We start from the raw sequence: 18,356 nt of genomic DNA, 5'->3' as shown, positions 1-18,356 counted from the left end.
TTATTGCTCCGACCAGTAATAGTTATCAGGTAAAGCCCTTGCTCCAAAAATCGCCTGTCCAACTCGAATATCGGTTGCGCCTTCTTCAATGGCAATCTCAAAATCCCCTGACATACCCATCGATAAACGCTGGATGTCGGGATAAGTTTTTTGAATATCATCCCGTAATAAACGTAAAGTTTGAAAACAACGTCTGACTTCAGTAGGGTCTTGGCTATGAATAGCGAGGGTCATTAAGCCAATGATTTTTAATTGTGGAAATTGTTGGCATTGTTCAATAAGAGTTAAAGCCTGTTCTGGTTTTACCCCGAATTTACTCTGTTCATTGGAAGTATTAACCTGAATAAATACAGGAAGTATTCGCTGAACCTCTACTAAACGATGGTTCAGTTTTTCTGCCAGTTTAATACTGTCTAGAGCATGGAACTCATCAATAAACTTCGCTACATACTTCACTTTATTACTCTGTAGATGTCCAATTAAGATCCAATGAATTGGTAAATGCTGCAAGGCTTCATATTTACCTTTGGCCTCTAATACCTTGTTTTCACCAAAGCAGTGGAAACCCAACTGATAGGCTTGTTCAACTCGCTCAGCAGGTAAGGTCTTGGTCACAGGCAATAAGCGAACTTCTGTTGGACTACGTCCTATTCTTTGGCAAACAGCATCAACCTGTTGCTGAATTTCTTGAATATTCTCTTTTAATTCAACAAGACTATGTGGCGTATTATATTGGCTCATCTTGCAACCTATGACATATATATATTGTCATAGGACAATATTGGAATTTAAAAAAAAGTGCAAGTATTTTGCACATATTTTCTTGGACAAGAATAAAGTTTTCTGAGTAGTGCAGTTTTTCAATTCAGAAATTTAAAAATTGTTCCCAGTAATAAAATAGTTGTTGCCCCGAGTTCTGCAACAATTAAACCGACCATTGCAAAGGTCATCATCCAGTTGGGAAGTGACCAGCGTCCAAGTTGATGAGGTTGTTTAAATTGATTGGTGGTGTCTTGAAGAAGACCATGCAAAATATAGGACAGAATGGCAAAGGTAAAAAAGAACAAATTTGCCAGTACACAAAGCAAGGCAACCAAATGAGATAACACCGTAAAATGGCTAAGTGCTGCCAGGATTAAGCTTGCGGCTGCATACAGTAAGCTACTGCGATGGGCAATATCGACATAGTAATGCGCTCTTGCTCGTTCGGTATGTCGAATCTGGTAATATTTCCAAACCCCAGTCAACATCCCCACCCATAAAAAAATACCACTAAATACAATCGCCCATTGTGTTGCAATAGTTAAAATATACATCTCATTCCCTGAAAAATGAATTTGAATCACTACTACCCAGACAAGGAAAAATTTTGACTAGGTAGCAGTATATTGTCTCAGTTTAAGTTGCCATTGCCATTTTCATTAATGACTTCAATTGATTCACCTCAGATGGATTGGCTTTCTGTAATGGCTTTCTTGGGTCACCCACACTAAAGCCTAGTTCATTTAAACCTGCTTTAATGGTTTTTGGTAAACCACCTTGTACGATAAAACGTAATAAAGGAAGCTGTTTATAAAACAGGCTTTGTGCCAGAGCTAAATCCCCATTTTTCGCTGCCTGATACAGTTGATTTGGCAATTTACCCAACAGATTTGGAGCAACAGTACACCAACCGCTTGCACCAGCACAGAATGCTTCCAGTGCCAGAGGATTGCAACCATTATAAAATGGTAATTTTCCTTGCGTAAGTTCATGGAATTTGTGCATACGCTGAATATCACCCGTACTGTCCTTGACCATACAAATGTTTTCAATCTCTTGGAACATCTTGGCAATCAATTCTGGTGACATATCTACGCCACTGGTGGCAGGGTTGTTATAGACCATCATTGGCAGTTTAGTAGCTGCTGCGATTTGCTGATAATAATCATAAATTTCTTGATCTGTCAGTTTCCAGTAAGAAATCGGCATGACCATAATCACATCTGCACCCAATTCTTCTGCCTTTTTGGCTTTCTGAATTGCCATTGTGGTGGTGAGTTCGGAAATCCCTAAAATTACAGGCACACGATGATTGACCACTTCAATACTTTTTTCGGCAACCTGTTGCCATTCCTGCCAAGACAGATAAGCACTTTCACCAGCACTGCCTAAAGGTGCAATCGCATCACATTGATGTTCCAGTAGTGCATTTAGGGTAATGGTCAGGGCGTCAAAATCAACTTCCTGATTCTCAGCTTTAAAGGGAGTTATCGGATAAGCAATGATGCCTTCTAATTTCATCGTGATTATCCCTCAATGCAATCTGAATGATTTTTCAAAGCTTTACGAGCGTAATAGGCAAAATTGACCTTATTACGTTTATCGGTTGAAAGCCAGTCGTGAGCTTCTTTGGCAAGTTCGTGTGGAATCTGCTGAACTTGTCCTGCTGCCATTGCCAAAAGCTGTAAACGTGCTGCACGTTCAATCAGAATGGCTAAATTACAGGCTTCCTCAATGGTTTTTCCTGCCACCAACTGACCATGATGCGAGAGTAGAACTGCACGTTTTTGACCTAGTGCTGCCGAGATAAAAATCCCTTCTTCATTACCAACAGGTACACCTGGCCAGTCACTGACAAAAGAACAATCTTCATATAAGGCACAAGTGTCCATGTGTGACACAATCAAGGGAACACGCAGCATCGATAGGGCAGCGATATGCGTTGGGTGGGTATGAATAATACAGTTCACTTCAGGATGTTCTTTATAAATCCATGTATGAAAACGATTGGCAGGATTTGCCATGCCCTCACCATTTAAAGGTTTAAGGTCTTGGTCAACTTCCAGTAGATTGGCTGCGGTAATCTCATCAAAACCTAAACCGAAACGTTGGGTAATAAAGGTATTGCCTTTTTCGGTACGGCTAGTAATTTGCCCAGCAAGTCCAGAATCATGACCATGCTCAAATAAGATGCGACACGTTAAAGCAAGTTTTTGTTGATCGGTGTAGCCTTCATCCTGAAAAAGCTGTTGCATACTCTGTTGGGCATTTTGCATCAACTGTTGCTTATCAAGTAGTGCAGTTTCCATAAGATCTCCTATTCGGTTGATTTGTCATTGCGACATGGGCAGAATAAGAAATCTGTGGATGGTTTAAAATATCCAGTTCTTAAAACTTATATGGTCCAGTAAATCATGCAACAACCGTGGAAAATGCGACTACATCTTGCTGAACGTGAAGAAAAAACCATTTTTCTTAAACTGGCAAATCAAATTATTCAGGAAATTTTGTCTGGTCGATTAAGGCAAGGTACACGTTTACAGGGTTCACGTACCTTAGCAGATGAACTGGGGATTAACCGAAAAACTGTACAATCGGTGTATGAAGACTTAGAAGCACAAGGGTGGCTAGTATCAAAACCGAGACAAGGGACTTTTGTTTCTGAACATTTGCCCGATCTCAAACTTGATTCACCATATATCATGATGACATCTGTTCAACCTCATACCGAATCACACACCTCACAGGAAGCCATTAAGAATGATGGTGTTCCAGATACCAGACTGATTCCCTACGAGCTATTTTCCCGTGCCTATCGTCATGCTTTAATTCAGGTGACTCGACAGCAAATTATGGGCTATGGCGAGCCGCAGGGGTGTCTGGAATTACGTCAAGCCTTATTGAATATGTTGTCAATGGAACGCTTTATTCAAGCGACCATACAGCATATTTGTGTGGTTCGGGGTAGTCAAATGGGGATATTTCTTGCGGCTCGTGTACTTGCCAAACAACCACCACAACGTCAGGTGATTGTGGTGGAACAATGGTCTTATCCGCCAGCCGTAGAAACCTTTTTATCCAATCATTTTCAGATTGTTCGGGTTCGATTAGACCAATATGGTCTGGATACTGATCATCTATTTGAAATACTGAAAAATCATACTGTTGCAGCAGTATATACTACGCCACATCATCAGTATCCTACTACTGTTTCTATGTCGATGGATCGGCGATTAAAACTTTTGGAGCTGTCTAAAACTTTTGATTTTTATATTATCGAAGATGATTATGACCATGAGTTCCATTATGACAGTCGCCCTATTCCACCTTTAATCAGTTTGCCTAATGCAGATAAAGTCATTCATATTGGCTCGTTGTCTAAGGTTTTTGCACCAAGTTTAAGGGTGGGTTATGTGGTGGCAGATTTGGAGATTATCCACGCCATGAAACAGGATATTTTGTTGATTGATAAACAGGGTAATGCGATTACTGAATTGGCAATTGCTGAGTTGATGCAACAAGGTGAAATTAAGCGACATACCCGAAAAATGCGGAAGATTTATCAAAGTCGTCGAGATTTTGCAGTCATGACCTTTCAGCAGATTTTTAAGGATAAAGTTGAGATTGTTACACCTGCGGGAGGCATGGCATTATGGGTGAAATTTAATCTGCCTTATCAGGTAGAATTTGTAGAAGCTCTTAAACAGTTATATATTGATTCTGAATATCAATTTGGTTCAGTACTTCATAATATATCAAATTATTTCCATATCCGCTTTGGTTTTGCTGCTTTAAGTGAAGAAGAAATAGCCCACATTGTTCAGATGTTGTATCAGGCTCTTTTGGAGAGATAGGCGATGGTTTTTGTGCATAAAGACTATCTGTATGTACTTGATGATAAATTGTCCTTGAAAAATCAAATATCACACTTATAGTGTGACGTATTCGTGCAATTAAGAATACGTCATTTAATATAAATTTAAGTTATGTGACTTCACAATGACTGAAAAAATTATTATGGATAGACAACTTTTTAAAAAACCTTTTAAACAGACTGATAATGTTATTCTGCCTTGTCCAACTTGTAAGAGATTAAGCTTAAAACTTGATAACAGAAAATTTTATGCTTTTGATACAGCACTCTCAAGAAAAATTCAAGAAAGTGAAGAAGATTGGGATTTCGATTGGTTATCATCAGTTTTTACAGCAGTATTTATTTGTAGCAATGGTGCTTGTGGTGAGCATGTAATATGTTCAGGTACTGGTTTTGTTGATTGGGAAGCTGAACCTAACGAACATGGAGAGCTGGAACAACAGTATTATTGTTATTATTCACCAAAAACTTTCATACCTCCTATTAATTTTTTTAATATTCCTGAAAAATGTCCTAATAGTGTTAAAGAACCATTGATTGAAGCTTTTTCTTTAACATTACAATCTTCTGGTTCTGCTGCAAATAAAGTTAGGGCAGCTATTGAAAATCTTTTGACCGAGTTTGGAGTAGCTAGAAATTCAAGGAAAAATAATAAACTTCATCGTTTATCTTTAGATGCTAGAATTGCTAAAGCTAAAAATAAAAATGCAAATTTAGGTGATCTTGAAGATATTTTATATGCTATTAAATGGTTAGGTAATGCTGGCAGTCATGGTAATTCTGAAATAACAATAGATGATGTTTTTGATGCTTATGAATTGATGAGCCATTTATTGAATGAATTGTATCAATCTAAAGCTGAAATTAATAAACTAGCTAAAGCTATTAGGAAAAGAAAAGGTCCTGTCAAAAAATAATCAGAAAAGGAGTCCACTCTATTAAATGGTGGACTCCTATTTTCTTATTCCAAAGGCATACGATATTCAATGATTCCTGGCTTTTCAGCAACCCAGTTATAAAGTTTTTGGGCGGTATGATTGGTTTCCTGTGTATGCCAATATAAGCGGTCACATTTTTGGGCAATCGCCTGTTTTTGTACATATTCAATCAGGCGTTTACCAATATGCTGACCACGAGTTTCAGGTGACACATATAAGTCTTCCAGATAACAATAATTTTGTTCTGCCCAGGTTGAGCGGTGAATCACATAATGCACAAAGCCTAAAACTTTATCACCCTGTTTGGCAACAGCACAGTACACAGGCTCAGCTTTGTCAAAGAAGCGTTGCCACGTGGTTTCAGTCACCTTAGTGGATAAACAGACCTTATAAAAATCCTGATAGGCTAACCAGTAAGGTATCCATTGTTGATAATCTTGTTGCTGTACTGGAATCACCTGAATTTCTTGGCTTTGCATGATAATACTCCCATGATTTTGTGAGTTAAAAATAGATGAGCAAAGCATAATATTGATATGGTACTGTTTTAAGATACAGTTTTAATATTTTCCACAGTACCAGTTTTGATATGAAAATCTAGGATATTTTTCTATTCATCATCTCCTGAATAAAGATAATAATCACAGTCAATAGAATAAAAGCAACGGCTAACCATAAAATCTCTATGGCTAACTTTTTATCCAGTAAAAAACCACAGATTAGGGGGCCAACCACGCCACCCAGATTAAATCCTGTGGAAACAATACCAAAAGTACGTCCTTCTGCTCCGACAGGCGATGCCTTACGCACCAACATATCTCGGGATGGGGCAATAACGCCCATTAAAAATCCAGCACAGGCAAACGAAGCCACCAATGCCAAAGCAGACATCGGCATACAAATAATCATGATAAGCACTAAGGCAGCACTACCAAACGCTGCCGCAGCAAAGGCTGAATGATGCTGAACTCTATCTGCAATAACTCCACCTGCCAGTACCCCAAATGCACCCGAAAACATAAATGCAGTTAAAGCATAATTCGCTGTGTTGAGGTCAATATGTAATCCATCGATCAGTGAACTGACAGAAAACTTTTCAATCGCCCCTGTGCTTAAGCTGAGCAAGGTAAAAAACAGGGTCAAGATGGCAATGGTTGAAAAATGGATAGCATGAGGGCGAACTTCTGCATGGGAATGTTGTTGTTTTTTATCATATTGACGAGACTGAATATGAATCTGTGAGAGATTCAACATCAGTAATAGACCAACAAGGCTAATGATTGCCGCCAAAGCGAAAGCCCAGTTTATGCCAAAGCTCATGCCTATACTAATCATCATCAATGGCGTAATTGCAGCACCAAAGAAACCTGAAAAAGTATGAATGGAAAAAGCCCGACCCATCTGTTTTGCAGGAATGCCTGTAGAAAGTAAAGCATAGTTTGCAGGGTGATATACACCATTTGCCACACCTGCCAATGCCATTGCAACGATAAGTAAAATATAGGAGGTGCTGATAAAAACTAAAGTGAAGCTGATGGTACCCAGTAATAGGGCATAAATCAGCATCTTTCTTGCCCCAAGACGGTCTACTAAAAAGCCAAATGGAGCTTGTACCAGCAGAGAAACCACATTAAATACACCGATTGCAATGCCCAGTTCCATAAAGGAAACATTGATCGCCTTTGGTAAAATGGGCAATAAAGCAGGTAAAGTCATAATATGAATATGACTAATGGCATGAACAATAGAGATGTAAGTTAAGAGAACTTTAGCACTTCTTTCCAATGGATTGCCTCAAAGTGTTTAAATTGCAAAAAGGGTATGCGTGATACCCTGAATATCAATGGCTGACTCATGAACTGAACTTAAATTTACCATTCAGTACAAGATAAGAAATTAATCCTAGAACTAATCCCCAGAATGCACCACCAATCCCAAATAAGCTAATATTGGCAGCAGTAGCAACAAAGGTAATTAAAGCGGCTTCACGGCTATTAACGTCACTCATGGCATTGGCAAGGCTTCCTGCAATTGTGCCTAACAAGGCAAGCCCAGCCAGTGTGCTAATAAATGCGGTAGGAAATGCTGCAAATACTGCTGCCAATGTCACGCCAAAAATCCCGACCAAAATATAAAATATCCCTGCGGCAATCCCTGCAACCCAGCGTTTTGATGGGTCTTCATGTGATTCTTTACCTGTACAGATTGCTGCGGTAATAGCAGCCAGATTAAACGCATGTGAACCAAAAAATGCCATGATGAATGAGCCTAAACCTGTCACAGCCAGAATCGGTTTGGCACTGGTTTTAAAACCATCATTTTTAAGCACGAATAAACCTGGCATATATTGCCCTGTTAAGGTAATAAGGAATAAAGGCAAGGCAATACTGAGTATCGAGTTAATCGAAAACTCAGGGGCAGTAAAAATTGGGGATGCCAATTTCAACTCAAATCCAGCAAAGTCAATTCGTGATTGCAACATCAGGAAAATAAAACCAAAAACTAAAACGCTGACAATCGCATAGCGTGCTGAAAAACGCTTGGTGATGAGGTAAACAAAAAATAAGGAAATCGCCAGAAATGGGTCAATGGTCATATTGGTAAAGGCAGCGATCCCAAACTGTAATAAAATTCCTGCCAATAAACCTGAGGCAATGCCAATCGGAATCAGGCGAATGAGTTTCTCAAAATAGCCTGTAATCCCTAAAATGACAAAGGCTAAGGCAGAAAGTAGGTATGCCCCAATCGCTTCGGCATAAGGTACGGTCACAAGAGCAGTAATCAGAAAAGCTGCCGCAGGGGTTGACCATGCTGTAATAATCGGTTCTCGTGTGTACCAGCTTAATATTATCCCTGTGATACCGACCCCAATCGAAATCGACCATACCCATGAAGCTGTAAGCTCAGGGCTAAGTCCTGCCATCTGTGCAGCCTGAAAGATTAAAATAAATGTACCGCCATAATTGACAATGACTGAGATTAAACCTGCCATAATTGGGGGCAGCAAATCATTGGAATGACGCTGAAAAGATGAGTATTGACCAGACATAACCCAACCCCTAAAAATTTAAAAATTAAGTAGCAGAGTGTATTTTTAATGATGGTATTGTCATAAGATACAGTTTGGATATTTTTTAAAGTACCAGTTTAATCATGGCAACGTCACCTTCTGCTTATTTTCCACACTTAATTTTGCCCAAAGGGCAGCAAATTAAAGACGGTTTATATTGTATTTTGCGTGATGCGATTTTAGAGGGCCGCCTATCTGCGGGTACAAAATTGCCCTCAAGCCGTACTTTGGCAGAAATGATGTTGATTTCCCGTAATTCGGTCTTGGCAGCGTTGGAACGTCTGCTTGATGAGGGTTATTTAGTCACTAGACCGAGTTCAGGCACGTATGTTGCCGATATTATCCCTGACCAACTGATTCAAATTCAAAATGATAGACAACAAGCGGTATATCAGCCTACGCAAACACTCAACATTAATCCTCATATTGCCAATTTATTGCCACATTGGCATCAGCAGCGTTTTTCTAACCAAGAAAAGAAAATGTTTCATATAGGTGTGGGTTGTGTGGACTTATTCCCCCATCAACTTTGGGGGAAATTATTAGGTCGAGCATGGCGACAGTCCTATTATCAACTTGGACAATTCCATGACCCACGAGGATATTTGCCATTGCGTCAGGCAATTTGCCAATATGTCCAATCAACACGAGGATTAAACTGTAACGAAGAACAAATTTTGATTGTGAATGGTACACAACAGGCAATTCATCTGGCAGCTTATGCCCTGTTACAGCCACATGACCAAGTATGCTTAGATGAACCAGGTTATGATTCGGCTCTTCATATATTTCGTAGCTTTGGGGTGACGGTACAGCCGATTGAAAGTGATGATGAGGGGATGAAAATCCCAGAGATTATTCAGCACCATGCAGCCAGTAAATTAGTCTATACCGCTCCCTCGCATCAGTTTCCACTGGGTGGCACATTAAGCCTTGCCCGACGTTTTGCCTTACTGGATTGGGCGGCTCAACAGCAAAAATGGATTTTTGAAGATGACTATAACAGCGAGTTTCGTTATGGCACACACCCTATTCAGGCATTGCAGGGTTTAGACCAACAGCAACGGGTGATTTATGCAGGCACATTTTCCAAAATGATGTTTCCTGAATTTCGATTGGGGTTTATGGTCGTCCCTGAAGCCTTAATTGATACAGTTAGTCTGGCAAAATATTATACCGATACTCGTAGTTCTTATCTGGAACAAGTGGCACTGACTGAATTTATAAAAGATGGTCATTATGCTCGGCATGTGCGTAAAATCCGTAAAGCCTGTTACGAACGGCAACAGGTTTTAATTGCAGCAATTCAACATCATCTCTCGGATGTATTGGACGTACAATCTACCGATTCAGGGATTCATTTGGTGTGTTGGCTAAAAGCAAATTGGACAGAGCAGGATTTTATAGCCCAATGTATACAAGTAGGTTTATCAGTACAACCATTATCCCGATATTGTCAGACTTCATCGCAAAAAGCAGCCGTATTGTTTGGTTATGCGGCACATACCCCTGATGAAATCAAAGAGCATATAGAGAAACTGGCAAGACAAATTCAAAAAGAGACGATTTAAGGAATTAGAAAGTTTAAAAAAGAAGTGGCTTCGTAGGTAAGTCGTTCCTCACTTAGACCCGATAATCTTAATACACGCCATCGATGGTTATTTTGATGCTCAAGCGTCATTTTAATCAGTGTTCTACTGATACGACGGATCTGATAGAAACTTATGCTTTCACTATATTTTCTTAGAAATAGCTGTGTTAATGGTAATAGAGAAAGGTTTTTTTCAATAGTTGAGCTATGCAAGGTTTGTTTCATCCACCATTTTGCTGAACGTCTAGGACTATCTAAATCCCAAAGTAAATCATTGTTAAGTTTAATCAACTGTTTTACGAAACCTAGATCACGGCTATGCCAATCCACTTTAGTACCTTGAGGAATATGTTTCTGGTGAACCCCCCGATTGGTATCTAATAACCAATTCTTGTCATTACGGTATAACCAAGCATATAAAGCAGCATTTAAACGTCGGGCAGGCTTTACGCCATTTTGTCTGATCAAGTTCAGCCAATTTTCTCTGTTTTTTATGGTGAGATCAGTAGTATGGTTGTTATGAGCATCTATATGATTATTTTGATTTATTTTACGGAAAGAGCGGACTTGTTGGAGAATTTCAGCAAAAGACCATTCTCTATTGATTAAAGCCTCAATCGTAAGGATATGCTCCAGATAACTAAAGCTTTTTCGATGTTTTCTGAAAATGTTGCGTAACCAAGATGTTTCGGAAGTTAAATCGGCTAAACAATACTGCTCTAAAAATTTCTTTGACCAATGTGCTGTCATCTTTTCCCAAATAGATTCATGAAGAACCTGCCGTTGTCCTCGAATACAATCATTCTGCCGAGCCAATTCATAATAAAACATGGTCCATTGTTCATAACTGGGTGAATCAGAGGGAGGCAAAGTCAATAACTCTAACAATTTGGACGTAATAAAAATGTGATCAGAATTGGCAATGGTTTGTTCTGTTTTAGGACATGATTGATGAGACGGAACCAAAAAATCATGCCGATGTAATGATCTTAAATCCATTTCTGAGTCAATGAGTTGACCATGTTGGAGACAGCAAGCTCCCTGTATTTGCCATAAGCGAAACCAATAATATTCACCATATTCCTCTAATTGTTCTGCTAAACATTGTGGGCAATAACGTAATTTATGAATAGGTGGGATACGTGAGGCATTAATGCCTAATGCGAGATGAATCGAACCTTGAGAAATATCAGCCATCCACTTTAAGCATTGTTGTCGTCTTTTTTCGGGAACAAAAGGCGCATAAATTGGGAACAGCGAATGTTGATAGGCGATCTCCTCAACGGTAAATTGATGGTTGGGAAATTGGTAAATAATAGCGTTTAGGTGACAAGGCAAATCTACAGTTGCAATCACCTTACGGTTTTCAAAGACTTCATCCAGTAATTGTTTGGGACTTTCCAAAGCCAAACGAGTCCCTGCCCGAGCCACAGTACTGTAAATCAGCTCGTGTTCATAAGGCATAGGAAAGTTTAGCATGGCTAACTGACCTGTTTGATCCAGTGATCAAGATCAAAAACTACATTGGTTTGAGCTTTTAAATGTTCATAAAAGCTATGTTCACTTTCTTTTTGTGAGAATTGAAAACGTAAGTCTGCTGTATCTAAGGTTTGCCATTGATCAGGTTTGGTACTTTTACCTTGTGATAATTTTGGTTTTGATGACGATGAGTTGGAGTCTTGCGGAACATCCTGATTTAACCAACGCATAATAATAGGGAGTAGTTCAGTTAATTTTCGATCTGGATGTTCTTTAAATGCTCTTTTCACAAGGGGAATTAAAAGCTGGGAATCATAACCAAGCTCAAGCAATAGATTATGCAAGCGTATAGATTCAGCATGACCCCGATATTCTGCCAGTTGGTCATTTTGATCTAGACTACTTTCTTCAATTCGAGAGATCAGTTTTAATAATTGTCGATCTACTTCAGGTGTAATCAAGTCGGAATATTCTGCAATTCGTCTTGCATCACCAGAGCGTAAGACATCTATAATTTTATGAATCGGTTTAAAATCTTCCTGAAATGTGGTTTTAAGCAGTTTAACCGTAATACGTTCCAAACCTGATTCAATCGCTCGTATCTGTGCCAGAACGAACAGTTTGACCACAATGTCCAGAATACCCTGACTAAGATCAAACCAGCATTGGCGTAATTCTTCAGATAATACAGGGTCCGATTTTCTCAACCATTGATACTTCCAGAGTGAGTCAGTAAATGTCATCCATTCGGATTTTCTGACTTTTCCATCTGGTGTGGTGATTGCAGGCTCATTTTTCATCGGTTCCCAATGAATTGACCCCAAACCTACCGCTCTACGTGATGAACGGAGATCCCGCTCAAAGATTTGAATTGCTTTAGGTGTCCCGACCATGACGATGGGGAGACTATAAATATTGACTAATGTGACAAAGAAATTGAGCATCTCATCCGAATTTTTGGATCGATTTGCTAATAAGTGTTGAATTTCATCAATGACTAATAAGCCAATGGCATGAAGATGGGCAATATGCCCCATAAGCTGTAACAGCTTTTGTTCATTATGGCGTTTTTGCGTATATTGTTTTTCGTAAGTTGTTCCCAATGCACGATCTACGGCACTAAAGAAATTTAAATATAACGACTTAAGTGAACCATTATAAGGACAGTCGATTTTTAAATAGACAAGTTGGGTAAAGTTATGCTCAGGGTGGTAAATCTTTTGTTTGTAATTTCTTAAAATTCGGTTCAGTGTGGTGGTTTTCCCGCTGCCAGAAAAACCAATAAAGGTAAGGCTCTGTGCTGTAGAACGTACATCATTAGAGGGTGTTGGTTCAAAATTGTTGGATAAAGCGATTTGATGACTACGGTTTAGAATTCGATTAAAGTCGCCAGTCACAATATTCCTCCCTACATAGCCTTTCCTCAGCATGATGGAGATTTTCTGCTCTAATTCTAAGTGCCTGCGGATAGGATGAAAAAAGTTATTAAATAGCTGTGAAATAATATGGGCACGAGTATTATTCGGTAACTGCCGATCAGATTGTTTAAATTCGATTGAACCTTTGATCGCTTGAATCGTGTCCTGTGCCTCAAAAATGGGTGGCAACGCCTCGATAAAAGGATTTCCCTGATAATCCGAAACTGGGCTAGGCGTATATACTGCATAATCATTTTGATTTGTCATAAACATATCCTAGAGTAAAGCTGGATGTATTAATCATCATCAGAGTGATCAATATCTTCCAGCAAGTCCTGATAAATACCAAAAGTAAGTTGGTAATCCTCATCATGTTCCAGCTTCTGTTTGGACTTAGGCATCTGAATAATGTTATTTGTTGATTCAGATATAGTTTCAGTTGGTTGTTCAGGAAGTGGATTTTTCAGATGATCTGCTTTCCTCGCCAAACGTTCATAATTCTTTTCTCGTTGACGGTTTCCCCTAATGCCTGTAACACGTTGTTTTTTGCTTGATGTTGTCTTTGGCTTTTGAGCATTTGCTTGAGCAATAATAGATTCTATATGCTCTTCAAGAGCAGCTTTAGATTTATTGGTTTCCAGTTCTTGAATTGCTTGGGTTTGCTTCTGTTCCTGTTGAACCTGCCAAACCTCCCAGAAACTACAACCCGTAAATTCTCTTGATCTTGGTGCAAGTACAGCTTCCCAATAGTGTAGGCTATCTTCCTGATAAAAAACATAAATTATCTCAGCATTACTGGGATCATAAGCGACTTGTAAAGTATCTGGTCTTGAGATTGATTTTTTACGGTGCATCCAGCCTTGTTGATGAATTTCCGCACAATAATAGAATACGCCAAAAACTTTGAGCCCAAGATCAGATAAGGTTGTTTTGGTTTTAGGAAGCAGTGCAACACGTAATGCCTTTTCGGAAACCTGTTTTAATCTGCCCACTCGGTGTTGTATACCCCAGTTCCAGAGATGAATTGGGACTAAAGGTAAATCCGTTGGCATATCAATATCACGATCATACTTTTTTAATTGGTGGGTCAGGTTGTAAGTGAGGATTGAACCAATAATAATCTGCTTAAAATCATGAATTGTTAACGTAGCATCTAGGCGATAGTCCGAACCACCTCGTTTTTTTTCTTTAAAGGGCTGTACCACACCTGAAGCAAAAGGCTTAAATGTTGCCTGAGCAGTTCTGAAATAGCGCTCTACAATAGGCTTTAAATCCCCACGATATGGCGCAGTATTTTCAATCCGAATTGAAAAACTATGTTCTAGTGCCTCAATCTGATGACCTAATAATTCTCCACGATCTGCTAAAATAGCATCAGGTAATCCAATACAAGGCCACTCATCAATGGTAATTTCATAACCATACTGTCTGCATAACTCAACTTTATCGGTCATGGCAACTTGTAGAGCCTGCATTGCGGTTACATATGAAGCATTCTCAAAACCAATATAAAAACCGACTACCATTCTGCTAAATACATCAGCGATGAAGTAAATCGTTGGTCTTCCCACAATACAGGCACGATCAGAATCTGAAACAAGATAAATATCGGCAATCGTTGCATCAATCTCATAACGTGATCCTGGCCCTAAGACTTGGGTATTCACCGTCGAGTGAAGTGCCCGAATATCCTTGTTATAGAGAATTGGATTACTACGGGCAGTAAGCTGGGCAACTTTAGGAAATTCACGTTCATAAAAATGTTTAAACTGCCATATTGATGGAATCTCAGTATCCTGAACATCAGGAAATAATGAATGATACATTGTATAGAACTTACGATAGGCATAACCTAAAGAATGTTTATTCTTGGTTAACATATATTTATTGATATTAATTCTAAATAATCGCTCAATATTTACATCAATAAGTGCCCCTGTACCTGGCATAGATTTTCTGGGTCGTCCCAGCTTTTTATCTTTGGCAATTCGTTTACTACCTTTGGCACCAGAATTTTGATAACTTGGAATAAGAGCATTAGGTATTTGACCTCGTTGCCAATACCTGCGGGCAAGCCTGTAAATCGTCTGGTGAGTAGATTTCTGCTGCTCCAATATACGTTTAACAAGATCAAAGCGAATAGATGGGTCAAAAAATTGATCATGTGTAATGAGCGGTCTGATTAACGCCATTCCAGCATCACGTTTTTGCTGCTGGATACTACCCTCAACAACTTTTAGCAATGCGATATCTGCAAAGGGGTCTTCAATCAATTCCGCTTCATTTGCTTCTATGGATTGAATTAACTCATTCTTTTCGATCAGAAAGGGGTTAGCACTCTGACTATCAATATCAATCCATACGATGTGATAAAGTGTCATTTTAAGGATACGAAAAGATGTATCGTGCAGCTTATAAACATCATTGATTCGAAACATGGCGAATTTCCTCCCACACTTCAATATCACCTAATGTAATTTCAGATAATTTGAGCTTTTTATAGTCTTTGGTTATATCAAAGATAAAATAACGTTGAGCAAGAAGCTCCCGAATTTCTGATAAAGATGAACCTAGTTCTAAATCATATGCCTGATCTACTTTTTTACTTAATTCGATTAATGTGAGATGAGGATATTGGGTAAATTTCTGGATATATTCATTGAGCTTTTCATAAACAGGGATAGTAGATTCCCTCATAGCAGGATAGAGCCATTTGATATTGTGAAGTACAGTGGCAGGAATATCTTTTTCTGTAAGAATGTACCAAGGTATCTTTGTACTTTCCCAATATCTTCGTTCCAGCTCCAGCTTTTCAATGGTTCTCATATCTTCCAAATCTGCTACGTATTTCGTTTGCAGAACAAAATTGGGTTGTTTGGAATCTTTATGATCTATATAAAAATCCGAACTCATAATTTGTAAGGCATTACGAACTCTAGGGTGAGTAATTTGAGCCTGTTCTGCAATTTGGGTTGTAGTTTGGAGAGGTAAGGGAAACTGTTCTCGAATATCAATAACTGATGGATTCCAGTCTAAAAGTAAAAAGGTTGCAAGTTCTAAATCAGACAATAAATGATGTGTACGTTTGGTTGTATGTCCATATACACGATGTGAGCGACCTTTTGAGCCAAAATCACGCACAGTCACCCAAGGCTTATAGTTCTTTAAGTAGCCCTGACCATGACCTTCTTTAATCCAATTGTCTTGTTGTTTTTCAGTCGCCATAGCAAATCGCCTGCTACTCTCATTAATTTAAGAATAGCAGGCGATTGTTATTTGAGCAATATGAGATGATACTTTATTACCTAAGATGAAACTATATTACTTAGGATGATACTTTATTACTCTCATACATAACCCTCCTTTTTTTATTTTGTAATTATTCGACTGTTACGCTCTTGGCAAGGTTACGTGGTTGGTCAACGTCGGTACCACGTAATACAGCCACATGATACGAGAGCAATTGCACAGGAATACTGTACACAATTGGTGCTAACCATTCATTGACAGCTGGAACATGAACGACATGTTGGCGATCTTTACCATGAATACCACTGTTTTCATCAGCAAAAACAAATAGTTCTCCACCACGAGCTTGAACTTCTTCCATATTCGATTTTAACTTATCGAGCATTTCATCTTGTGGAGCCAAGATCACGACTGGCATCTCATTGTCTACTAAAGCCAATGGACCATGCTTTAATTCGCCAGCCGCATATCCTTCAGCATGAATGTATGAAATTTCTTTCAGTTTCAATGCGCCTTCTAGAGCGATAGGGAAGTGTGTGCCACGTCCTAAGAACAAGCAGTGGTTTTTCTCAACGAAGAGTGCTGATAGACGCAGAATTTCAGTATTGCCTTGTAAAGTATCTAAAATTACTTTCGGGCAATGCCATAGCGCTTCTGTAATTTCCTTCAATTGAGCATCTGCAAGACGTTGTTTAACTTGACCAATTTTTAAGATCAACAACATCAATGCTGCAAGTTGAGTGGTAAAGGCTTTGGTTGATGCAACGCCGATTTCAGGACCTGCAAGCGTGAGTAAATGATGATCTGTTTCGCGAACCATTGATGAAGTGGCAACGTTACAAATGGTCATGGTACTAATGTCGATGTTCTGAGCTTGAGCGCGTTTTTGTGTTTCGCGTAATGCAGCCAACGTATCCGCAGTTTCTCCAGACTGAGAAATACAGATATACAGTGTATGAGCAACAATGACAGGCGTGCGATAACGGAATTCACTGGCAATCTCAACTTGGCAAGGTACACCAATCAATTGCTCGAACCAGTATTTTGCAATCATACCTGCATGGTAGCTAGTACCGCAGGCAATGATTTGTACTTGCTGAATTTTGTCAAAATCCGCATTGGCATGTTGAAGAAAATCTTCACGCAAATTATTGCCATTCAATGCTTGTGAAATCGTTTGTTGAATCGCTTCTGGTTGCTCATAAATTTCTTTGAGCATGAAATGCTTATATTCGCCTTTTGATGCATTGCTGACGGTTGCATCCAGTTCTTTGATTGGACGTTCAACGCGTTCACCATCAACAAATACTTCAATGCTGTTACGGGTTAAGCGGGCAATATCGCCTTCTTCCAAATAAACGAAGCGATTAGTAACAGGTAATAAAGCCAATTGGTCTGAACTAATAAAGTTCTCGCCAATACCTACACCGATCACCAATGGTGAACCTTCACGCACAGTGATCAGTTCATCAGGGTGTGCGGTATGCACAATACCCAGCGCAAAAGCGCCTTTTAGGCGAGGAATAACTTTTTGTACAGCTTCAAGTAAGCTATCAGTTTGCTTTAAAGCATCGTTGACAAGATGAGCAACAACTTCAGTGTCTGTTTGTGAGGTAAAGATATAACCTAGCGCTTGTAATTCATCTTTAAGCTCTTGGTAGTTTTCAATAATACCGTTATGTACAACAGCGACATCACCTGAAACATGTGGGTGAGCATTATTTTCAGTTGGTTTACCATGGGTTGCCCAACGGGTATGTGCAATACCTACATTACCAGTCAAATGCTGCTCAGATACTGCTTCAGCTAAATTTGCAACTTTACCTACACGACGTTCGCGTAAGATTTGTTGATTATTCAATAATGCTAAACCCGCAGAGTCATAACCGCGATATTCCAGACGTTTTAATCCTTCAATCAGAATATCAGTTACACATCGTTCAGCAACGCCACCAACAATACCACACATAATTTT

Annotated in this window: 15 protein-coding genes; 3 read left to right on the top strand and 12 right to left on the bottom strand. The window is 39.2% G+C overall.

Going from position 1 to position 18,356, the window contains the following annotated elements:
• From M5121_RS04200 to M5121_RS04185, 4 genes are all read right to left on the bottom strand, one after another.
• Nucleotides 1–741: a YggS family pyridoxal phosphate-dependent enzyme gene (locus M5121_RS04200; protein ID WP_005087320.1), complete on the bottom strand. Its 741-nt coding sequence runs from the start codon at nt 739–741 to the stop codon at nt 1–3.
• Between the two features lie 119 nt (nt 742–860).
• On the bottom strand, nt 861–1,316 hold the full coding sequence (locus M5121_RS04195; RefSeq protein WP_005087319.1) for a hypothetical protein: 456 nt from the start codon (nt 1,314–1,316) through the stop codon (nt 861–863).
• An 82-nt stretch (nt 1,317–1,398) separates the two neighbouring features.
• Nucleotides 1,399–2,283 carry a dihydrodipicolinate synthase family protein gene (locus M5121_RS04190; RefSeq protein WP_005087317.1) on the bottom strand — a complete coding sequence of 295 codons (885 nt, stop codon included), beginning with the start codon at nt 2,281–2,283 and terminating at the stop codon, nt 1,399–1,401.
• A 5-nt stretch (nt 2,284–2,288) separates the two neighbouring features.
• A complete protein-coding gene (locus tag M5121_RS04185) occupies nt 2,289–3,071 on the bottom strand; it encodes an aldolase (protein WP_005087316.1) in 783 nt (260 codons plus the stop codon).
• Between the two features lie 105 nt (nt 3,072–3,176).
• Between M5121_RS04185 and pdxR (M5121_RS04180) the strand changes: the two genes are divergently transcribed.
• Both pdxR (M5121_RS04180) and M5121_RS04175 read left to right on the top strand, forming a co-directional pair.
• Nucleotides 3,177–4,616: a MocR-like pyridoxine biosynthesis transcription factor PdxR gene (gene pdxR, locus M5121_RS04180; protein WP_249570445.1), complete on the top strand. Its 1,440-nt coding sequence runs from the start codon at nt 3,177–3,179 to the stop codon at nt 4,614–4,616.
• A gap of 145 nt (nt 4,617–4,761) precedes the next feature.
• Nucleotides 4,762–5,553 (top strand): DUF8608 domain-containing protein, encoded by a 792-nt coding sequence (locus M5121_RS04175; protein WP_249570444.1) that lies wholly within the window; start codon nt 4,762–4,764, stop codon nt 5,551–5,553.
• A gap of 44 nt (nt 5,554–5,597) precedes the next feature.
• Here the strand turns inward: M5121_RS04175 and M5121_RS04170 are convergent, their stop codons facing one another.
• The 3 genes from M5121_RS04170 to M5121_RS04160 form a co-directional block, all read right to left on the bottom strand.
• Complete coding sequence (locus M5121_RS04170; RefSeq protein ID WP_004910135.1) at nt 5,598–6,053, bottom strand: GNAT family N-acetyltransferase; 456 nt, start codon at nt 6,051–6,053, stop codon at nt 5,598–5,600.
• A gap of 118 nt (nt 6,054–6,171) precedes the next feature.
• Entirely contained in the window at nt 6,172–7,359 is a 1,188-nt protein-coding gene (locus tag M5121_RS04165) for an MFS transporter (protein ID WP_004910131.1), read from the bottom strand.
• 67 nt (nt 7,360–7,426) lie between these two features.
• Entirely contained in the window at nt 7,427–8,623 is a 1,197-nt protein-coding gene (locus tag M5121_RS04160) for a benzoate/H(+) symporter BenE family transporter (RefSeq protein WP_004910129.1), read from the bottom strand.
• A 104-nt stretch (nt 8,624–8,727) separates the two neighbouring features.
• On the opposite strand from M5121_RS04160, the gene pdxR (M5121_RS04155) reads away from it, so the two are divergent.
• A complete protein-coding gene (pdxR, locus tag M5121_RS04155; RefSeq protein WP_004910126.1) occupies nt 8,728–10,215 on the top strand; it encodes a MocR-like pyridoxine biosynthesis transcription factor PdxR in 1,488 nt (495 codons plus the stop codon).
• On the opposite strand, the gene M5121_RS04150 is transcribed toward pdxR (M5121_RS04155), so the two are convergent.
• The 5 genes from M5121_RS04150 to glmS all read right to left on the bottom strand — a co-directional run bounded on the left by M5121_RS04150 (nt 10,212) and on the right by glmS (nt 18,350).
• Nucleotides 10,212–11,714, bottom strand: coding sequence for a TnsD family Tn7-like transposition protein (locus M5121_RS04150; protein ID WP_249570443.1), 1,503 nt, complete (start codon nt 11,712–11,714; stop codon nt 10,212–10,214). The genes pdxR (M5121_RS04155) and M5121_RS04150 overlap by 4 nt on opposite strands.
• 2 nt (nt 11,715–11,716) lie before the next feature.
• Nucleotides 11,717–13,399, bottom strand: a complete 1,683-nt coding sequence (locus M5121_RS04145) for an AAA family ATPase (RefSeq protein WP_005087289.1) — start codon at nt 13,397–13,399, stop codon at nt 11,717–11,719.
• Nucleotides 13,400–13,428: 29 nt separating this feature from the next.
• Nucleotides 13,429–15,570, bottom strand: coding sequence for a TnsB C-terminal domain-containing protein (locus tag M5121_RS04140; RefSeq protein WP_005087287.1), 2,142 nt, complete (start codon nt 15,568–15,570; stop codon nt 13,429–13,431).
• Nucleotides 15,554–16,357: a heteromeric transposase endonuclease subunit TnsA gene (locus M5121_RS04135; protein ID WP_005087286.1), complete on the bottom strand. Its 804-nt coding sequence runs from the start codon at nt 16,355–16,357 to the stop codon at nt 15,554–15,556. Before M5121_RS04135 ends, M5121_RS04140 begins: the two co-directional genes overlap by 17 nt.
• A gap of 154 nt (nt 16,358–16,511) precedes the next feature.
• Nucleotides 16,512–18,350, bottom strand: coding sequence for a glutamine--fructose-6-phosphate transaminase (isomerizing) (gene glmS, locus M5121_RS04130; RefSeq protein WP_249570442.1), 1,839 nt, complete (start codon nt 18,348–18,350; stop codon nt 16,512–16,514).
• Nucleotides 18,351–18,356: the final 6 nt, after the last annotated feature.

Origin of the sequence: Acinetobacter sp. ANC5681, assembly GCF_023488045.1 — a bacterium.
Taxonomy (GTDB): Bacteria; Pseudomonadota; Gammaproteobacteria; order Pseudomonadales; family Moraxellaceae; genus Acinetobacter.
The sequence above is the reverse complement of the archived record's forward strand: the minus strand, read 5'-3'. Positions and strand labels throughout refer to the sequence as shown.